The organism is Pseudomonas turukhanskensis (genome assembly GCF_027922365.1).
GTDB lineage: Bacteria > Pseudomonadota > Gammaproteobacteria > Pseudomonadales > Pseudomonadaceae > Aquipseudomonas > Aquipseudomonas turukhanskensis.
Genome location: NZ_BSFN01000002.1, coordinates 313,876 through 329,032, shown reverse-complemented (window position 1 = coordinate 329,032; position 15,157 = coordinate 313,876). Strand labels below are relative to the sequence as shown.

Below are 15,157 nucleotides of genomic sequence, written 5' to 3'. Positions count from 1 at the left end.
GTTGGGCTTCGCTGCACTCAACCCAACCTACGATCGATAACGCCGGTTTTGTTCGCCGTTACCCAGACGCTACACTGCGGAACGGGCCTCAGGCCAAGTTTCCAGCGAGGGTGAAGTGTTCAAGGATCTCAGCATCAAGGGCCGCGTGCTGCTGCTCACTCTGCTTCCAACCAGCTTGCTGGCATTGGTATTGGGCGGGTATTTCACCTGGATGCAGCTCTCGGACCTGCAAGAGCAATTGCTGCAACGCGGGCAGATGACCATCGAGCAACTGGCCCCTATCGCCGCCCCTGCTCTTGCGCGCAGCGACGCGGCGTTGCTGCAGCGCATCGCCAATGAGGCACTGGAACAGCCCGATGTGCGCGCCGTGCACTTTCTCGCCGATGACCACTCTCGCCTGGCCAATGCCGGCCCGAGCATGCTCAACCCGATGCCCGATGGCGATAACCGCCTTCTGCTACTGCGTAGCGGCAACGATGCCACACGCTTTTTGTTGCCGATATTTGGCCGCCATCGCAGCCTGTCTGGCGACCCGGTGGCAGACGATCCCGACCGCCTGCTGGGCTGGGTCGAACTCGAACTGTCGCACCACGGCACTTTGCTGCGCGGCTATCGCAGCCTGTTTGCCAGTCTCTTGCTGATCATCACCGGCCTGGGCGTGACCGCGCTGCTGGCGGTGCAAATGAGCCGTTCGATCAACGAACCGCTGCGGCGCATCAAGCAAGGCGTGGCGCTATTAAAGGAGGGCCGCCTGGAAACGCGCCTGCCGCCTTTGGGCAGCCATGAGATGGACGAGCTGGCCTCGGGAATCAACCGCATGGCCGAAACCCTGCAGAACGCCCAGGAGGAGCTGCAACACAGCATCGACCAGGCGACCGAAGACGTGCGCCAGAACCTGGAAACCATCGAAATCCAGAACATCGAGCTGGACTTCGCCCGTAAAGAAGCGCTCGAAGCCAGCCGCATCAAGTCGGAGTTTCTGGCCAATATGAGCCATGAAATCCGCACGCCGCTCAACGGCATCCTCGGCTTTACCAACTTGCTGCAGAAAAGCGAGCTGACCCCGCGCCAGCAGGATTACCTGGGCACCATCGAAAAATCCGCCGACAGCCTGCTGGGCATCATCAACGAGATTCTCGACTTCTCGAAGATCGAGGCCGGTAAATTGGTGCTGGAAAATATTCCATTCAACCTGCGCGATGTACTGCAAGACGCCCTCACGATTCTGGCGCCCACTGCCCACGCCAAACAGCTGGAGCTGGTCAGCCTGGTTTACCGCGACACGCCAGTAGCCCTGATCGGCGACCCCCAGCGCCTCAAGCAGGTGCTGACCAACCTGGTCAGCAACGCGATCAAATTCACCCGCGAAGGCACCATCGCCATTCGCGCCATGGTCGAGGAAGACAATGGCGAACGCGCGCAACTGCGCATCAGCGTGCAGGACACCGGTATTGGCCTGTCAGACGAAGACTTGCGGGCCTTATTCCAGGCCTTTAGCCAGGCCGATAACTCGCTGTCGCGCCAGGCCGGCGGCACCGGACTGGGCTTGGTGATTTCCAAGCGACTGATTGAGCAGATGGGTGGCGAGATCGGCGTTGCCAGCACACCGGGCGAAGGCTCGGAATTCTGGATCAGCCTCAGCCTGCCCAAAGCCCGCGAAGATGCCGAGGACCAGCCGCAGGCGCCGTTGCTCGGGCGCACCGTCGCCGTGATTGAGCAGCACGAACTGGCCCGCCAGGCCCTGCAGCACCAATTGGAAGACTGCGGGCTGTTGGTGGTGCATCACCCGCATCTGGATAGCCTGCTGGCATCGGTAAGCGCTCAGCAATACACCGACAACCCGGTCAGCCTGGCCGTGCTGGGCGTCACCTCTCAGGACTTGCCGCCGGAGCAACTCAGCCAGCGCGTGTGGGACCTGGAGCGTATTGGCTGCAAGAGCCTGGTGCTGTGCCCGACGACCGAACAGGCGCTGTACCACGAGTCGCTGCCCGACGCCCATAGTCAGCTGCAAGCCAAGCCGGCCTGCACGCGCAAAATGCAACGCGCCTTGATCGAGCTGCTCGGCCCGCGCCATCAACCCGCTGAGCACGCACCGCTGGCGCCGATCAGCCGGCCGCCGCGGTTGCTGTGCGTGGACGACAACCCCGCCAACCTCAAGTTGGTGCATACCCTGCTCACCGACATGGGCGCCGAGGTAACCGCGGTGGACAGCGGCTTTGCCGCCGTGGAGGCGGTCAAACACAAAACCTTCGATCTGATCTTTATGGACGTGCAGATGCCCGGCATGGATGGGCGCCAGGCCACCGAACAGATCCGCCATTGGGAAGCTGAGCAGGAGGCGGTGCCAACGCCCATCATCGCGCTGACCGCCCACGCCCTGGCCAATGAAAAACGCGCGTTGCTGCAAGGCGGCATGGATGACTACCTGACCAAGCCCATCAGCGAACGCCAACTCGCACAAGTAGTACTGAAATGGACCGGCCTGGGTATGCGCAATCAAGGCACCGAGCGCATCGCGGAACCCCCACAACCACAGCCGACCCAGAAAGTGCTGGATGAAGAAGAGGGGCTGCGGCTGGCTGCCGGCAAGGCCGACCTCGCCGCGGACATGCTGAATATGCTGCTGGCTTCGCTGGAAGGTGACCGAGAAACCATTCGCCAGGCCCGTGACAATGACGACCGCGCCGCCTTGATCGAGCGAGTGCACCGCCTGCACGGCGCCACGCGCTACTGTGGGGTACCGCAACTGCGCGCCGTCTGCCAGCGCACCGAAACCCTGTTAAAGCAGGCTGACCCGGCCTACCGCGCCGCGCTGGATGAACTGGACGCGGCCATGGTGCGCCTGGCCGATACCGTTAAGCTCACCGGCTGAACCTGTTGTCGCTACCCGGCCGCCCCACCCCGGCGGCCGGCAATGCCCGTGATAAGATGCCGGCCTCGTTTTTCTTACCGAATTGAACCTGCGCCATGGCCGAACACGACTTTCGCTACAACCTGCTCAACCCCGAACACACCCTGATCGAATGCCGCGCCTTGGTGCCCGGCCGCTATCAGGTCACCGGCAATGGCGGCTCGGTGAAAAGTGGCGACGTGCTGCTGGTCACCCTCAAAGGCAGCCGCGACCTGAGCATGCGCCTTAACGTCGACAAGGTGCGCCACCTGATCAACCCCACCGGCCAATGGGTTGCCGTGGCACAGGGGCCGGTGTTTACCGAGTTGTCTATCCTCAACTGGCAAGTGAAATGCGACGGCTGCGACAAGCAGCTGGACTTTGAATTCGCCGTGGACGCCGCCCTGGGCAAAAAAGCCCACGCGCCCGCCGCCGAAACCCGTATTACCGAGCTGCACTGGCAGAACCGCAATGGTCGTCATCTCTGCCCGGCATGCCAAACCAAGGACATCTGATGAAAGCAAACCTCGCCCTTAGCGCGCTTGCCGCGGCCCTGTTTGCCACGCTGGCGGGCTGCGCCAGCAACACCCCCCAACTAGATCAGGACAGCGCCTACCAGGTGGAATGGATTGGCGAACGGCCGCTGGTGGATAACAGCCACCTGACCATTACACTCGGTGCCGACGGCCGCGCATTCGGCAGCGCCGGCTGCAACCACTGGTTTGCTACTTACAGCCTCAAAGGCCAGCAGATCAGCTTCAGCCAGGCCGGCAGTACACGCAAAATGTGTCCGCCGGCGCTAATGGAGCAGGAGGAGCGGTTCCTCAATGCCCTGAGCGAGGTACAGCGCTGGGATATCTCCGACATCGACCAACTGCAGCTGTGGCCGGCTGAAGGCAAGCCGATACGGTTGTGGCCGGCGGAATACAAATAAAAGCCGCCAGCCCCTGTAGGAGCGGCTTTAGCCGCGATGCGCTTGATCTTCCGCCGCGAAGTCAGACCCAACAAATCGCGGCTGAAGCCGCTCCTGCGGGACCTATGGTCAGTTGAACAACTCCAACTGCTCGCGCACCCGCCGCAGATCGATCAGCCGTACCCCCACCCCAATCAATCGCACCGGCTTGCCGCCACGCTCGAAGGCGCTGCCAAGCAGCTTGCGGTAGCTATCCAGATCACGGCCCGCGCCGGCCTGCTCCAGGGTGGTCTGGGTGAAGTCGTGGAATTTTAGTTTTACCAGCGGCTTGTCCGGGCGGTAGCTGGCGTCCAGGCGCTGCATGCGGCGACCCAATTCCTCCAGCAGACCCGGCAGGCGCTCAAGGCAGGCCTCTAGGTCAGGCAAGTCTTTGTCGTAAGTGGTTTCCACGCTGATGGTCTGCCGTCGGTGGTCGGTTTGTACCGCCCGGTCATCGATACCACGCGCCAGGTTCCACAGGCGCTCGCCAAAACTGCCGAACTCACGAGCCAGTTCCACCTTGCTCCACTCACGCAACTGCGCACAGGTTTCGATGCCCCGGCGCAAAAGCTTATCGGCAGTCACCTTGCCCACACCGTGCAACTTGCTCACCGGCAGCACCGACACAAACCCCTCGACCTCGTCCGGGGTAATCACAAACAACCCATTGGGTTTGCGCCAGTCGCTGGCTATCTTGGCGAGAAACTTGTTGGGCGCCACCCCGGCCGACACGGTGATATGCACCTGGGTGGAGACTCGGCGGCGTATATCCTGAGCAATACGTGTGGCACTGCCGGAAAAATGCGGGCAATCGGACACGTCAAGGTAGGCTTCGTCCAGCGACAGCGGTTCGATGAGGTCGGTGTATTCGCGGAAGATCCCCTGAATCTCGCGGGAGACTTCTTTATAGACATCCATGCGCGGGCGCAGGATCAGCAAATCCGGGCACAGCTTGAGGGCGTGACGCGAGGACATGGCCGAGCGCACGCCATAAGCCCGTGCTTCGTAGTTACAGGTGGCGATTACGCCCCGGCGATCGGCCGAACCGCCCACGGCGATGGGTCTGTTTGCCAGGCTCGGGTCATCGCGCATCTCGATGGCTGCGTAAAAACAGTCACAATCCACATGGATAATCTTGCGCACGAAAAGTCCGGTAAGCCCCGTCCGGCATGGCCTGGAAGGCCGCAGTGTAACATCGCGCCTGCGCTAAGCATCTGAACAAACAACAGTTTTTCAGGATTAAAGGTTGACAGCCAACGCTTCGACTGTAGAATGTGCGGCGCGGGATGGAGCAGTCTGGTAGCTCGTCGGGCTCATAACCCGAAGGTCGTCGGTTCAAATCCGGCTCCCGCAACCAGACATATAAAGGGCCACTTACTCAGTAAGTGGCCCTTTTTTGTTGCCTGCGTTTTTTGTTCACGCATAACTCTTTGATAAAAAAGAAATTAACGGTTGACACAGAAGCGCCTGACTGTAGAATTGCCGGCGCGGGATGGAGCAGTCTGGTAGCTCGTCGGGCTCATAACCCGAAGGTCGTCGGTTCAAATCCGGCTCCCGCAACCAAACATTTAAAGGCCACTTGGAAACAAGTGGCCTTTTGTGTTTCTGGCGTTTGGAAACTCTTCCCCGACCTATCCTCTTCTATATATAAGAGCCCCTGCCTCCCGGCTTGACCGCTCGCACGCCATGAACCACTACTAATGAAGCAGCAACTGGGCGTGCAAACCGGTTGCTCCGCGCCTCAACGCAGCTGATCATTGCCGGGCTCGTTCGCCATAGGGAGTCATGCATGTTTTACCCAGGACCGCCGTACGCCTCGCGACCTACCTGCGCTACCCCATTTGCTCTTACTCGCCTTGCGGCAATCCAGACTGCTCCCGAGGTGCCGAATGCGCGCTAACCCTCCAGACGCCCAACACCCTCCGGCTTCCGACGTTCATCCGTCGCGCCTGCAATGGATGGAGCGCCTGAGCACCTACCGCCAGCCCATCGGCCTGGCCGTGACGTTGCTGCTGTTTACCATCGCGCTGATCGCGTGCCGCCATCTGGTTAACGACCTGGACCCCGACTCCCTGCGCGAGTCCGTGCTCAGCGTGCCCCGCAGCGCCTTGTTTGGCGCACTGGCCGCGACCGTAGTCGGCTTTATCATCCTGCTCGGCTACGAATGGTCGGCCAGCCGTTTCGCCGATGTGAAGCTGCCGCTGAAAGCGTTGGCCTTCGGCGGCTTCAACGCCTTTGCCATTGGCAATGCGGTTGGCCTGTCGATGCTGTCCGGCGGCTCGGTGCGTTACCGCCTCTATGCGCGCAACGGCCTGGGCCCTGGCGAAGTAGCACGGATGACCCTGTTTGCCAGCCTGTCTCTGGGCTGCGCACTGCCGGTACTGGCCGCGTTGGCCACCCTGAGTGATTTACCCGCCGCGGCAACCGCCTTGCGCTTGCCCAGCAGCGTGCTGGCCGCCATTGCCTTGGCCATCCTGCTCGCTTGCGGTGCGCTGCTGGTGGCGATCAGTCGCCGCCGCCTGCCGGAACAACCGTTTGCCCACAACCTGCTGATTCAGGTGGGCCGCCGCACACTGCGCGTGCCGGGTCTGCGCCTGGCAGGCCTGCAATTGCTGATCACCGCGCTGGATGTGGCAGCCGCCGCCACCGTCCTGTATCTGTTGCTGCCAGAAGCCCCTCCGTTCGGCGCCTTCCTGCTGGTGTATCTGCTGGCCCTGGCCGCCGGTGTGCTTAGCCATGTGCCGGGCGGTGTCGGGGTATTTGAAGCCGTGTTGCTCGCCGCCTTCGCCGACCAACTGGGCAGCGCCCCGCTGGCCGCCGCGCTGCTGCTCTATCGCTTGATCTATGTGGTCCTGCCATTACTCGTCGCCTGCCTGCTGTTGCTGCTCAACGAAGCCTACCGCCTGATCGTCAAGCACCAGGCGGTGCGCGTGGCGTCCGGCCTGGCCGCGCCGGTGCTGGCGCTGCTGGTATTTATTTCCGGCATGGTGCTGCTGTTTTCCGGCGCTACGCCGGCCATTGATTCGCGCATCGAAGACCTGGGCTTTCTGATCCCCCACCGCCTGATCGACGCCTCGCACCTGGGTGCCAGCCTGATCGGCGTGCTGTGCCTGTTGCTGGCTCAAGGTTTACGCCGTCGCCTGTCCGCCGCCTGGGTGCTGACCATGGTGCTGCTGCTGGTAGGCGCGCTGCTGTCGCTGATGAAGGGCTTCGACTGGGAAGAAGCCAGCCTGCTCACCCTCACAGCCAGCCTGCTCGCTGTATTCCGCCGTTCGTTCTACCGCCCCAGCCGCTTGTTGGAACTGCCGTTTTCGTCCGTTTACCTGGTGGCCGCGCTGTGCGTGCTGGGTGCCTCGATCTGGCTGATGTTCTTCGCCTACCAGGACGTGCCCTACGACCACGAACTCTGGTGGCAATTCGCCCTGGATGCCGGGGCCCCACGCGCCTTGCGCTCGGCGCTGGGCAGTGCGCTGCTGCTGGTTATCGTGGTGCTGACTTGGTTGCTGCGCACCGAACCGCCGGAAATTCGCCTGCCTGACGACACCGAACTGGACACCGCCGCCCGCATTCTGCGGGCCTCCGACCAGCCCGATGGCGGCCTGGCACTCACCGGCGACAAGGCCCTGCTGTTTCACCAAGGCGGCGACGCGTTCCTGATGTACGCCCGTCGTGGTCGCAGCATGATCGCCCTGTACGACCCCATCGGCCCGGCACAGCAACGCGCCGAGCTGATCTGGCAGTTCCGCGACCTCTGCGACCTGCACCACGCCCGCCCGGTGTTCTACCAGGTGCGCGCGGAGAACCTGCCGTTCTATATGGACATTGGCCTTACCGCCCTCAAGCTCGGTGAAGAAGCCCGTGTGGATCTGCAAGCGTTCGATCTGGAAGCCAAAGGCAAGGAAATGAAAGACCTGCGCTACACCTGGAACCGCGGCGGCCGCGACGGTCTGTCGCTGGAAATCTTCGAGGCCGGCGCTGCACCGATGGAAGAACTGCAAGCCATCTCGGCCGCGTGGGTCGAGGGCAAGAACGTGCGCGAGAAAGGCTTCTCCCTCGGCCGCTTTACGCCGCAATACCTCAGGCACTTCCGCATTGCTGTGATTCGCTTCGAGGGCCGTGCCGTGGCCTTTGCCAACTTGCTCGAAACCCAGAGCACCGAATTGGCTAGCCTCGATTTGATGCGTGCTCACCCGGAGGCGCCGAAGCTGACCATGGAGTTTCTGATGCTGGGCTTGATCCTGCATTACAAACAAGCCGGCTACAGTCGCTTCAGCTTGGGCATGGTGCCGCTTTCCGGCCTGCAACCGCGCCGTGGCGCACCACTCACCCAACGCCTGGGCGCCATGGTATTTCGCCGCGGCGAACAGCTGTACAACTTCCAAGGCCTGCGCCGCTTCAAAGACAAATTCCAGCCAGACTGGGAGCCGCGCTACATGGCAGTACCAGCCGGGCTCGACCCGCTGGTAGCCTTGGCCGACACCGCCGCCCTGATTGCAGGCGGCCTGACAGGATTGGTGAAACGCTGATGATTCGACGCTTCTGGCGACCGCTGCTGGTCGCACTCCTCGTAGCTGGCGTGGCGGTTGGCGCGCTGTTGTACAAAAGTGGCGGCGGCCTGCCGACCGTGGAGCACCTGCAACTGAGTGATGGCAGCGCCCTCACCCGGGTAGTTCCGCGTAGCGCCGCCAAAGCCCAGGTGGCCATCGGTGTACCGCCGGACATGCTGCTCAGCGACGCCCAGTTGCTGGCTATCAGCCGCGACAGTCAGGCCCAGGTCGTACAGTTCAGCCTTGAAGGCCACGACTGCGCGGTGCAGCAAAAACGTCTGCAAGACAGCCTTGCGCAACTTAGCGGCCCGGCCACACTGGTTGCCGGTATTGGCCCTGGCGCCACCCTGGCGTGGAACTGGCTAGGCGGGCAAACCAACGACCAAGCCAAGGCCTTGTCGGTAGATTTTTCTATTGAAAAGCCCGACTGCCCACAGCCCGCCAAAGCGCCCCACGGCCACTGGGTAGCTGCCTGGAACGACAACCCCGACGACCCCAGCGCTGCCTTCGCCCGCCAGCAAAGCAACGGCGTCACCAGCATCAGCGACTACGACACCCCCCTGCCCCAGGTGCTGGATAAAGAAGTGCGCAACCTGCTGCAGGGCGAAAGCGATGCCATGCCGGTGGTGGAAGTGCCTGCCGCAGACCCGGACAAAGCTTCCGACACCGTCAGCCTGTTCTATTCCGGCGACGGCGGCTGGCGCGATCTGGACCGCGACGTGGCCGAGGAAATGGCCAAACGTAATTACCCGGTCGTAGGCGTGGATGCCCTGCGTTACTACTGGCAGCACAAGGGCCCGGAGCAAAGCGCAGTCGACCTGGCCAAATTGATGAAGCTGTACCGGGACAAATGGGGCGCGAAGAACTTTGTACTAATCGGCTACTCGTTCGGTGCCGACGTATTGCCCGCCATTTACAACCGCCTGCCGCCGGCTGCCCAACAGCAGGTACGCGGCATTCAACTGATCGCGCTGGCACGCAGCGGCAGCTTTGAGATTGAAGTGCAGGGCTGGCTGGGCACTGCCGGCAAAGAAGCCGCGACCGGGCCGGAAGTGGCACGGCTGCCGGCGGCCAAGGTGCTGTGCGTATACGGCAAGGACGAAGTCGCTGAAAGCGGCTGCACCGAAGCCACCACCGTAGGTGAACGGCTGGAACTGCCCGGCGGCCACCACTTCGATGAAGACTACCCGGCACTGGCAATGCGCCTGATTAAAGACATCGAGAAGCGGCCGGAGCCGTAGACCGCCCCATCCCCGTCATCCCAGCGAAGGCGGGGATCCAGTTGTCGGATTGTTCCTCAGCCCTCGACCGATCCAACATTCTGGGTCCCCGCCTTCGCTGGGACGACGGTGGGCTGTCAGTCGTTGTGCCGCTCATCAGATGTTAAGGTCTCCCCTCTAACCCGCCACAGAGCGGGCCTCTGGCAGAAGAAGGAAACCCTGATGAGTTGGAAAAACAGTGAGTCCCGTTACGGCACCGCCAGCATTGCCTTGCACTGGCTGATGGTGATCCTGCTTGCAGCGGTGTACGCCTGCATCGAACTGCGTGGCATCTTTCCCAAAGACAGCGTCGAACGCGACCTGATGAAGCAATTCCATTTCATGCTCGGCCTCAGCGTTTTCGGGCTGGTGTGGCTGCGCCTGCTGCTACGCGCCATCGCGCCGACACCGCGCATCGAGCCGGCACCGCCTGCCTGGCAAATGCTGCCGGCCAAGCTGATGCACCTGGCGCTGTATTTACTGATGATTGGCCTGCCCTTGGCCGGCTGGCTGATTCTGAGCGCCGCCGATAAGCCCGTGCCGTTCTTCGGCCTGGAGTTGCCCCACCTGGTGGGCAAGAACCCGGACCTGGCCAAGCAAATCAAAGAATGGCACGAACTTGGCGGCTCGCTGGGCTACTGGCTGATTGGCCTGCACGCGGTGGCGGGGTTGGCGCATCACTATGTGATTCGCGATAACACGTTGCTGCGGATGTTGCCGCGCCGCGGTTAGTCGTGCCGTTCAAAAACAATCGAGGCTGAGGCCACTCCCCCAGTGGCCTCGTCGCCCTGTAGGAGAGGCTTCAGCCTCGATGCTTTTAAACCAACTCAGATCTCGACCTGCGTCCCCAACTCGATCACCCGATTGAGCGGCAGGTTGAAGAAGCGCAAGTTGCCGTTGGCGTTCTTGAGCAAGAAGGCGAACAGCATTTCTCGCCAGCGGGCCATGCCCACCAACTTGGTGGAGATAATGGTTTCGCGGCTCAGGAAGTAGGTGGTGCGCATCGGGCTGAAGTCCAGGTCTTCCAGGTGGCACAGGCCCAGCGCCGCCGGCACGTCTGTCTCGTCCATAAAGCCGAAGTGCAGCACCACGCGGTAAAAGCCTTCGCCGAAGGCGTCCACTTCAAAGCGGCGCTCGTTCGGTACCCGTGGCTCGTCTTCGTTCATCACCGTCAGCAACACCACCGTCTCGTGTAGCACTTGGTTGTGCAGCAGGTTGTGCAATAGCGCGTGGGGCACGGCGTCCGCGCGGGCGGTGAGAAACACCGCGGTGCCTTGCACGCGATGGGGCGGTTGCACGCGAATACTGCTGATAAACAGCGGCAGCGGAATGGCGCTTTCGTCCAGGCGGTCCACTAGCAATTGGCGGCCACGCTTCCAGGTCGTCATCAAAATAAACAGCACGCTGCCGATGACCACCGGGAAGGCCCCCCCTTGCAGGATCTTGGGCAGGTTGGCAGCGAAGAACAGGCTGTCCACCAGAAAGAATGCCAGCAGCATCGGCACCGATACCCAGGGCGACCACCGCCAGAGCAGCAGCACCACGGCCGAAGCCAGCAAGGTGTCGATGAGCATGGTGCCGGTTACCGCCACCCCGTAGGCCGCCGCCAGGGCGCTGGAGGACTCGAAGCCCAGTACCAGCAGCACCACGCCGACCATCAGCGTCCAGTTCACCGCGCCAATATAGATCTGGCCTTGCTCATGGCTGGAGGTGTGCTGGATAAACATGCGCGGCACATAACCCAGCTGAATCGCCTGCCGGGTCAGGGAGAAGGCCCCCGAAATCACCGCCTGCGAGGCAATGATGGTGGCGAAGGTCGACAGCAGAATCATCGGCACCAGCGCCCAGCTCGGCGCCAGCAGGTAGAACGGGTTACGCGCCGCTTCCGGATCCTGCAACAGCAAGGCGCCCTGCCCGAAGTAATTCAGCGCCAGGCCCGGCAGCACCAGGAAGAACCACGCACGGGCAATGGGCTTGCGACCGAAATGGCCCATGTCGGCATAGAGCGCTTCGGCGCCCGTCAGCGACAGCACCACGGCCCCGAGAATGGTGATGCCGATACCAGGGTGGGAAATAAAGAAGTTAACCGCCCAATACGGGTTTAGGGCGTGCAGCACTTCCGGGTGCTGGAGAATGCCATAGATACCCAGCACGCTCAGCACGGTAAACCAGGTGAGCATTACCGGGCCGAACAGAATGCCGATGCGTGCGGTGCCGTGTCGCTGAATCAGGAACAACGCCACCAGCACGATCAACGCCAGCGGCACTACCCAGTGTTCGATGCCATCGAAGGCCAGTTCCAGACCTTCTACCGCCGACAATACCGAGATCGCCGGGGTGATCATGCTGTCACCATAGAACAGTGCGGCACCGAACAGCCCCAGCAGCACCAGCACATTGCGCAGCTTGGGGTATTCGTTTGCGGCGCGTCGAGCCAGCGCCGTAAGCGCCATCACCCCGCCTTCGCCCTGGTTGTCGGCCCGCAGCATAAAGAGCACGTACTTGAGCGATACCACCCAAAACAGCGACCAGAAGATCAGCGACAGAATGCCCAGCACCCCGTCATGATCGGCCCGCACGCCGTAATGTGGATTGAACACTTCTTTGAGGGTGTACAGCGGGCTGGTACCGATATCGCCGAACACCACGCCAACGGCAGCGATCATCAAGCTGATGGTCGATGATTTGCCGGGCGCGGAATGCGCATTGGACATGCACTAAGCTCCTGAAGACCAGACTCGCAGATGTGCTATCTGCAAGCGCTAAAAGTGGGCGGCTTTATACCTGAAACCGGGGGCTCCAGGCACCTGTTTACGTAACGTACCGCTTAATCAACGAAGATTGCCCCGCACATTTCAAGCGGCGCGGCCACTACAACTCCCGCCCAGAGCATAGCTGAGGCGCCACCTGCCGGATGGAGGCTGGTCAAGCGGATGACCTGCCGCTAGAATTGCGCACTTTTTGACCAGAGGCACCCCAAGGTGCCCGTCCAAACGCCTGAGGTTAGTCATGTCCACCGTCGCCACGCCGAAAGTCGGCTTCGTATCCCTGGGTTGCCCCAAGGCACTCGTCGATTCCGAACGCATCCTCACCCAGCTGCGCATGGAAGGCTATGAAGTCGTGGCGACCTATCAGGACGCCGACGTCGTGGTGGTCAACACCTGCGGTTTTATCGACACGGCCAAAGCTGAATCATTGGAAGTAATTGGTGAAGCCATTGCCGAAAACGGCAAAGTGATCGTTACCGGCTGCATGGGCGTGGAAGAAAGCGCCATCCGCAATGTGCACCCAAGCGTACTGGCCGTTACAGGCCCGCAGCAGTACGAGCAAGTGGTCAACGCCGTGCACGACGTGATCCCGCCGCGCCAGGACCACAACCCGCTGATCGACCTGGTGCCACCACAAGGCATCAAGCTCACCCCGCGCCACTATGCCTACCTGAAGATTTCCGAAGGCTGCAACCACAGCTGCAGCTTCTGCATCATTCCGTCCATGCGCGGCAAACTGGTCAGCCGCCCGGTGGGCGATGTGCTGAGCGAGGCCGAGCGCCTGGTCAAAGCCGGAGTCAAAGAGCTGCTGGTGATCTCCCAGGACACCAGCGCGTACGGCGTCGACGTCAAATACAAAACCGACTTCTGGAACGGCCAGCCGGTGAAAACCCGCATGCTGGAACTCTGCCAGGCGTTGAGCACCCTCGGCGTGTGGGTACGTCTGCACTACGTGTACCCGTACCCGAACGTGGACGACGTAATTCCCTTGATGGCCGCCGGCAAGATCCTGCCGTACCTGGATATTCCCTTCCAGCACGCCAGCCCGAAAATCCTCAAGGCCATGAAGCGCCCGGCCTTCGAAGACAAGACCCTGGCCCGCATCAAAAGCTGGCGCGAGCTGTGTCCGGACCTGATCATCCGCTCCACCTTTATTGTCGGCTTCCCCGGCGAAACCGAAGAAGACTTCCAATACTTGCTCAACTGGCTGACCGAAGCGCAGCTCGACCGTGTCGGCTGCTTCCAGTACTCGCCGGTAGAAGGCGCGCCAGCCAACCTGCTGGACGCTGAAGTGGTGCCCGACGACGTCAAGCAAGACCGCTGGGAGCGCTTTATGGCGCACCAGCAGGAAATCAGCGCCGCGCGCCTGCAGATGAAAATCGGCCGCGAAATTGAAGTGCTGATCGACGAAGTGGACGAGCAAGGTGCGGTTGGCCGCTGCTTCTTCGACGCCCCGGAAATCGACGGCAATGTGTATGTCGACAGTGATAAAGACCTGAAGCCAGGTGACAAGGTAATGTGCCGCGTAACCGATGCCGATGAGTACGATCTCTGGGCCGAAACGCTGTAATAAAAAAGCCCCGCGAATGCGGGGCTTTTTTATTTGACGCCGGCCGGCTAACAAATAACCGCTCCCGTAGGAGCGAGCTTGCTCGCGAAGCGTTCGACCGGTAGAGCGTCGTTTCCAGGGTTCGCCAGCAAGCTGGCTCCTACAATTGCTCGATCATCCGCGTAACCAACGTCCCGACACCGCCCTCGCCTCAGGAGCCATCCATGTCGCTGCGTTTGCACCGCCCTGCCCTCGCCTTACTGTTGGCCGTCTTCTGCCAGGCCACCCTCGCCGGCCCGCTGCTGGACAAGATCAAGGAACGCCGCGCCGAGCGCGAGCAAGACAGCGCCGCCTCGGCCCCGCTCGAACTACCGGCCGGCGCCACCGTCATCAAAGACCTCGCCTACGGCCCTGCCGAGCGCGAACGCATGGACGTGTATTTGCCGAATCGGGCCAGCAATGCGCCGGTCATTTTCATGGTGCATGGCGGGGCCTGGCGCACTGGCGACAAAGGCGCCCAACAAGTGGTGGCCAACAAAGTCAGTCGCTGGGTGAGCAAGGGCTTTATCTTCGTGTCCGCCAACTACCCGCTACTGCCGCAAGCCAAACCGTTGCAACAGGCTGAAGAGGTGGCCAAGGCGCTGGCCGTGGTGCAAGCCAAGGCCTCCAGTTGGGGCGGTTCAGCCAATCACGTGATCGTCATGGGCCACTCGGCCGGGGCCCATCTGGTCGCCCTGCTGGCTGCTTCGCCAACACTGGCCGCCGCCCAGGGCGTCAAACCCTGGCTCGGCACAGTGGCCTTGGATAGCGCCGCGCTGGATGTGCAGAAAATCATGCAGGCCCGGCATATGCGCTTCTACGACCAGGCCTTTGGCAGCGACCCGGCTTACTGGCAACAAACCTCGCCCAACTATGTGTTGGCCACGGGTGCCGCGCCGATGCTGGCCGTGTGCTCCACCCGCCGCGAAGTGGCTTGCGAACAAGCACAGCTGTTTTCCGACCATGGCGCCGCGCTGACCGTCAGCATCAGCGTGCTCAAGCAAGACATGACCCATAAAGAGATCAACCAGTTGCTCGGCACGCCCGGTGCGTACACCGATGCCGTAGAACGCTTTATGGCCGGCCTGGATATCGACGTCGGCAAGCGCCTGGGCCTATAGGGGCGGCTAGACTGGAAGCTCCATGCACGCGT

Annotated in this window: 10 protein-coding genes and 2 tRNA genes; 10 read left to right on the top strand and 2 right to left on the bottom strand. The window is 61.9% G+C overall.

What is annotated here, in order from left to right; genetic code table 11:
* Positions 1-115: 115 nt before the first annotated feature.
* The 3 genes from PKE98_RS05310 to PKE98_RS05300 all read left to right on the top strand — a co-directional run bounded on the left by PKE98_RS05310 (position 116) and on the right by PKE98_RS05300 (position 3,824).
* Positions 116-2,872 carry a response regulator gene (locus PKE98_RS05310; RefSeq protein WP_271194226.1) on the top strand — a complete coding sequence of 919 codons (2,757 nt, stop codon included), beginning with the start codon at positions 116-118 and terminating at the stop codon, positions 2,870-2,872.
* 95 nt (positions 2,873-2,967) lie between these two features.
* On the top strand, positions 2,968-3,405 hold the full coding sequence (locus PKE98_RS05305; RefSeq protein WP_271194225.1) for a hypothetical protein: 438 nt from the start codon (positions 2,968-2,970) through the stop codon (positions 3,403-3,405).
* Complete coding sequence (locus PKE98_RS05300) at positions 3,405-3,824, top strand: META domain-containing protein (RefSeq protein ID WP_271194224.1); 420 nt, start codon at positions 3,405-3,407, stop codon at positions 3,822-3,824. Before PKE98_RS05305 ends, PKE98_RS05300 begins: the two co-directional genes overlap by 1 nt.
* A 108-nt stretch (positions 3,825-3,932) precedes the next feature.
* Here the strand turns inward: PKE98_RS05300 and dinB are convergent, their stop codons facing one another.
* Positions 3,933-4,985, bottom strand: coding sequence for a DNA polymerase IV (gene dinB / locus PKE98_RS05295; RefSeq protein WP_271194223.1), 1,053 nt, complete (start codon positions 4,983-4,985; stop codon positions 3,933-3,935).
* A gap of 137 nt (positions 4,986-5,122) precedes the next feature.
* Between dinB and PKE98_RS05290 the strand changes: the two genes are divergently transcribed.
* The 5 genes from PKE98_RS05290 (at position 5,123) to PKE98_RS05270 (ending at position 10,380) form a co-directional block, all read left to right on the top strand.
* Positions 5,123-5,199 (top strand) — tRNA-Met (locus PKE98_RS05290).
* A gap of 129 nt (positions 5,200-5,328) precedes the next feature.
* Positions 5,329-5,405: transfer RNA gene (locus tag PKE98_RS05285), tRNA-Met, on the top strand.
* Positions 5,406-5,731: 326 nt separating this feature from the next.
* The gene (mprF, locus tag PKE98_RS05280) at positions 5,732-8,368 is read left to right on the top strand and encodes a bifunctional lysylphosphatidylglycerol flippase/synthetase MprF (RefSeq protein WP_271194222.1); all 2,637 of its coding nucleotides are present in this window, start codon (positions 5,732-5,734) and stop codon (positions 8,366-8,368) included.
* Entirely contained in the window at positions 8,368-9,630 is a 1,263-nt protein-coding gene (locus PKE98_RS05275) for a virulence factor family protein (protein WP_271194221.1), read from the top strand. The genes mprF and PKE98_RS05275 overlap by 1 nt, the downstream gene beginning before the upstream one ends.
* A gap of 201 nt (positions 9,631-9,831) precedes the next feature.
* On the top strand, positions 9,832-10,380 hold the full coding sequence (locus tag PKE98_RS05270) for a cytochrome b (protein WP_271194220.1): 549 nt from the start codon (positions 9,832-9,834) through the stop codon (positions 10,378-10,380).
* Between the two features lie 95 nt (positions 10,381-10,475).
* Here the strand turns inward: PKE98_RS05270 and PKE98_RS05265 are convergent, their stop codons facing one another.
* Positions 10,476-12,362: a potassium transporter Kup gene (locus tag PKE98_RS05265; protein WP_271194219.1), complete on the bottom strand. Its 1,887-nt coding sequence runs from the start codon at positions 12,360-12,362 to the stop codon at positions 10,476-10,478.
* A gap of 295 nt (positions 12,363-12,657) precedes the next feature.
* On the opposite strand from PKE98_RS05265, the gene rimO reads away from it, so the two are divergent.
* On the top strand, positions 12,658-13,986 hold the full coding sequence (gene rimO, locus PKE98_RS05260; protein WP_271194218.1) for a 30S ribosomal protein S12 methylthiotransferase RimO: 1,329 nt from the start codon (positions 12,658-12,660) through the stop codon (positions 13,984-13,986).
* Between the two features lie 203 nt (positions 13,987-14,189).
* Entirely contained in the window at positions 14,190-15,125 is a 936-nt protein-coding gene (locus tag PKE98_RS05255) for an alpha/beta hydrolase (protein ID WP_271194217.1), read from the top strand.
* Positions 15,126-15,157: the final 32 nt, after the last annotated feature.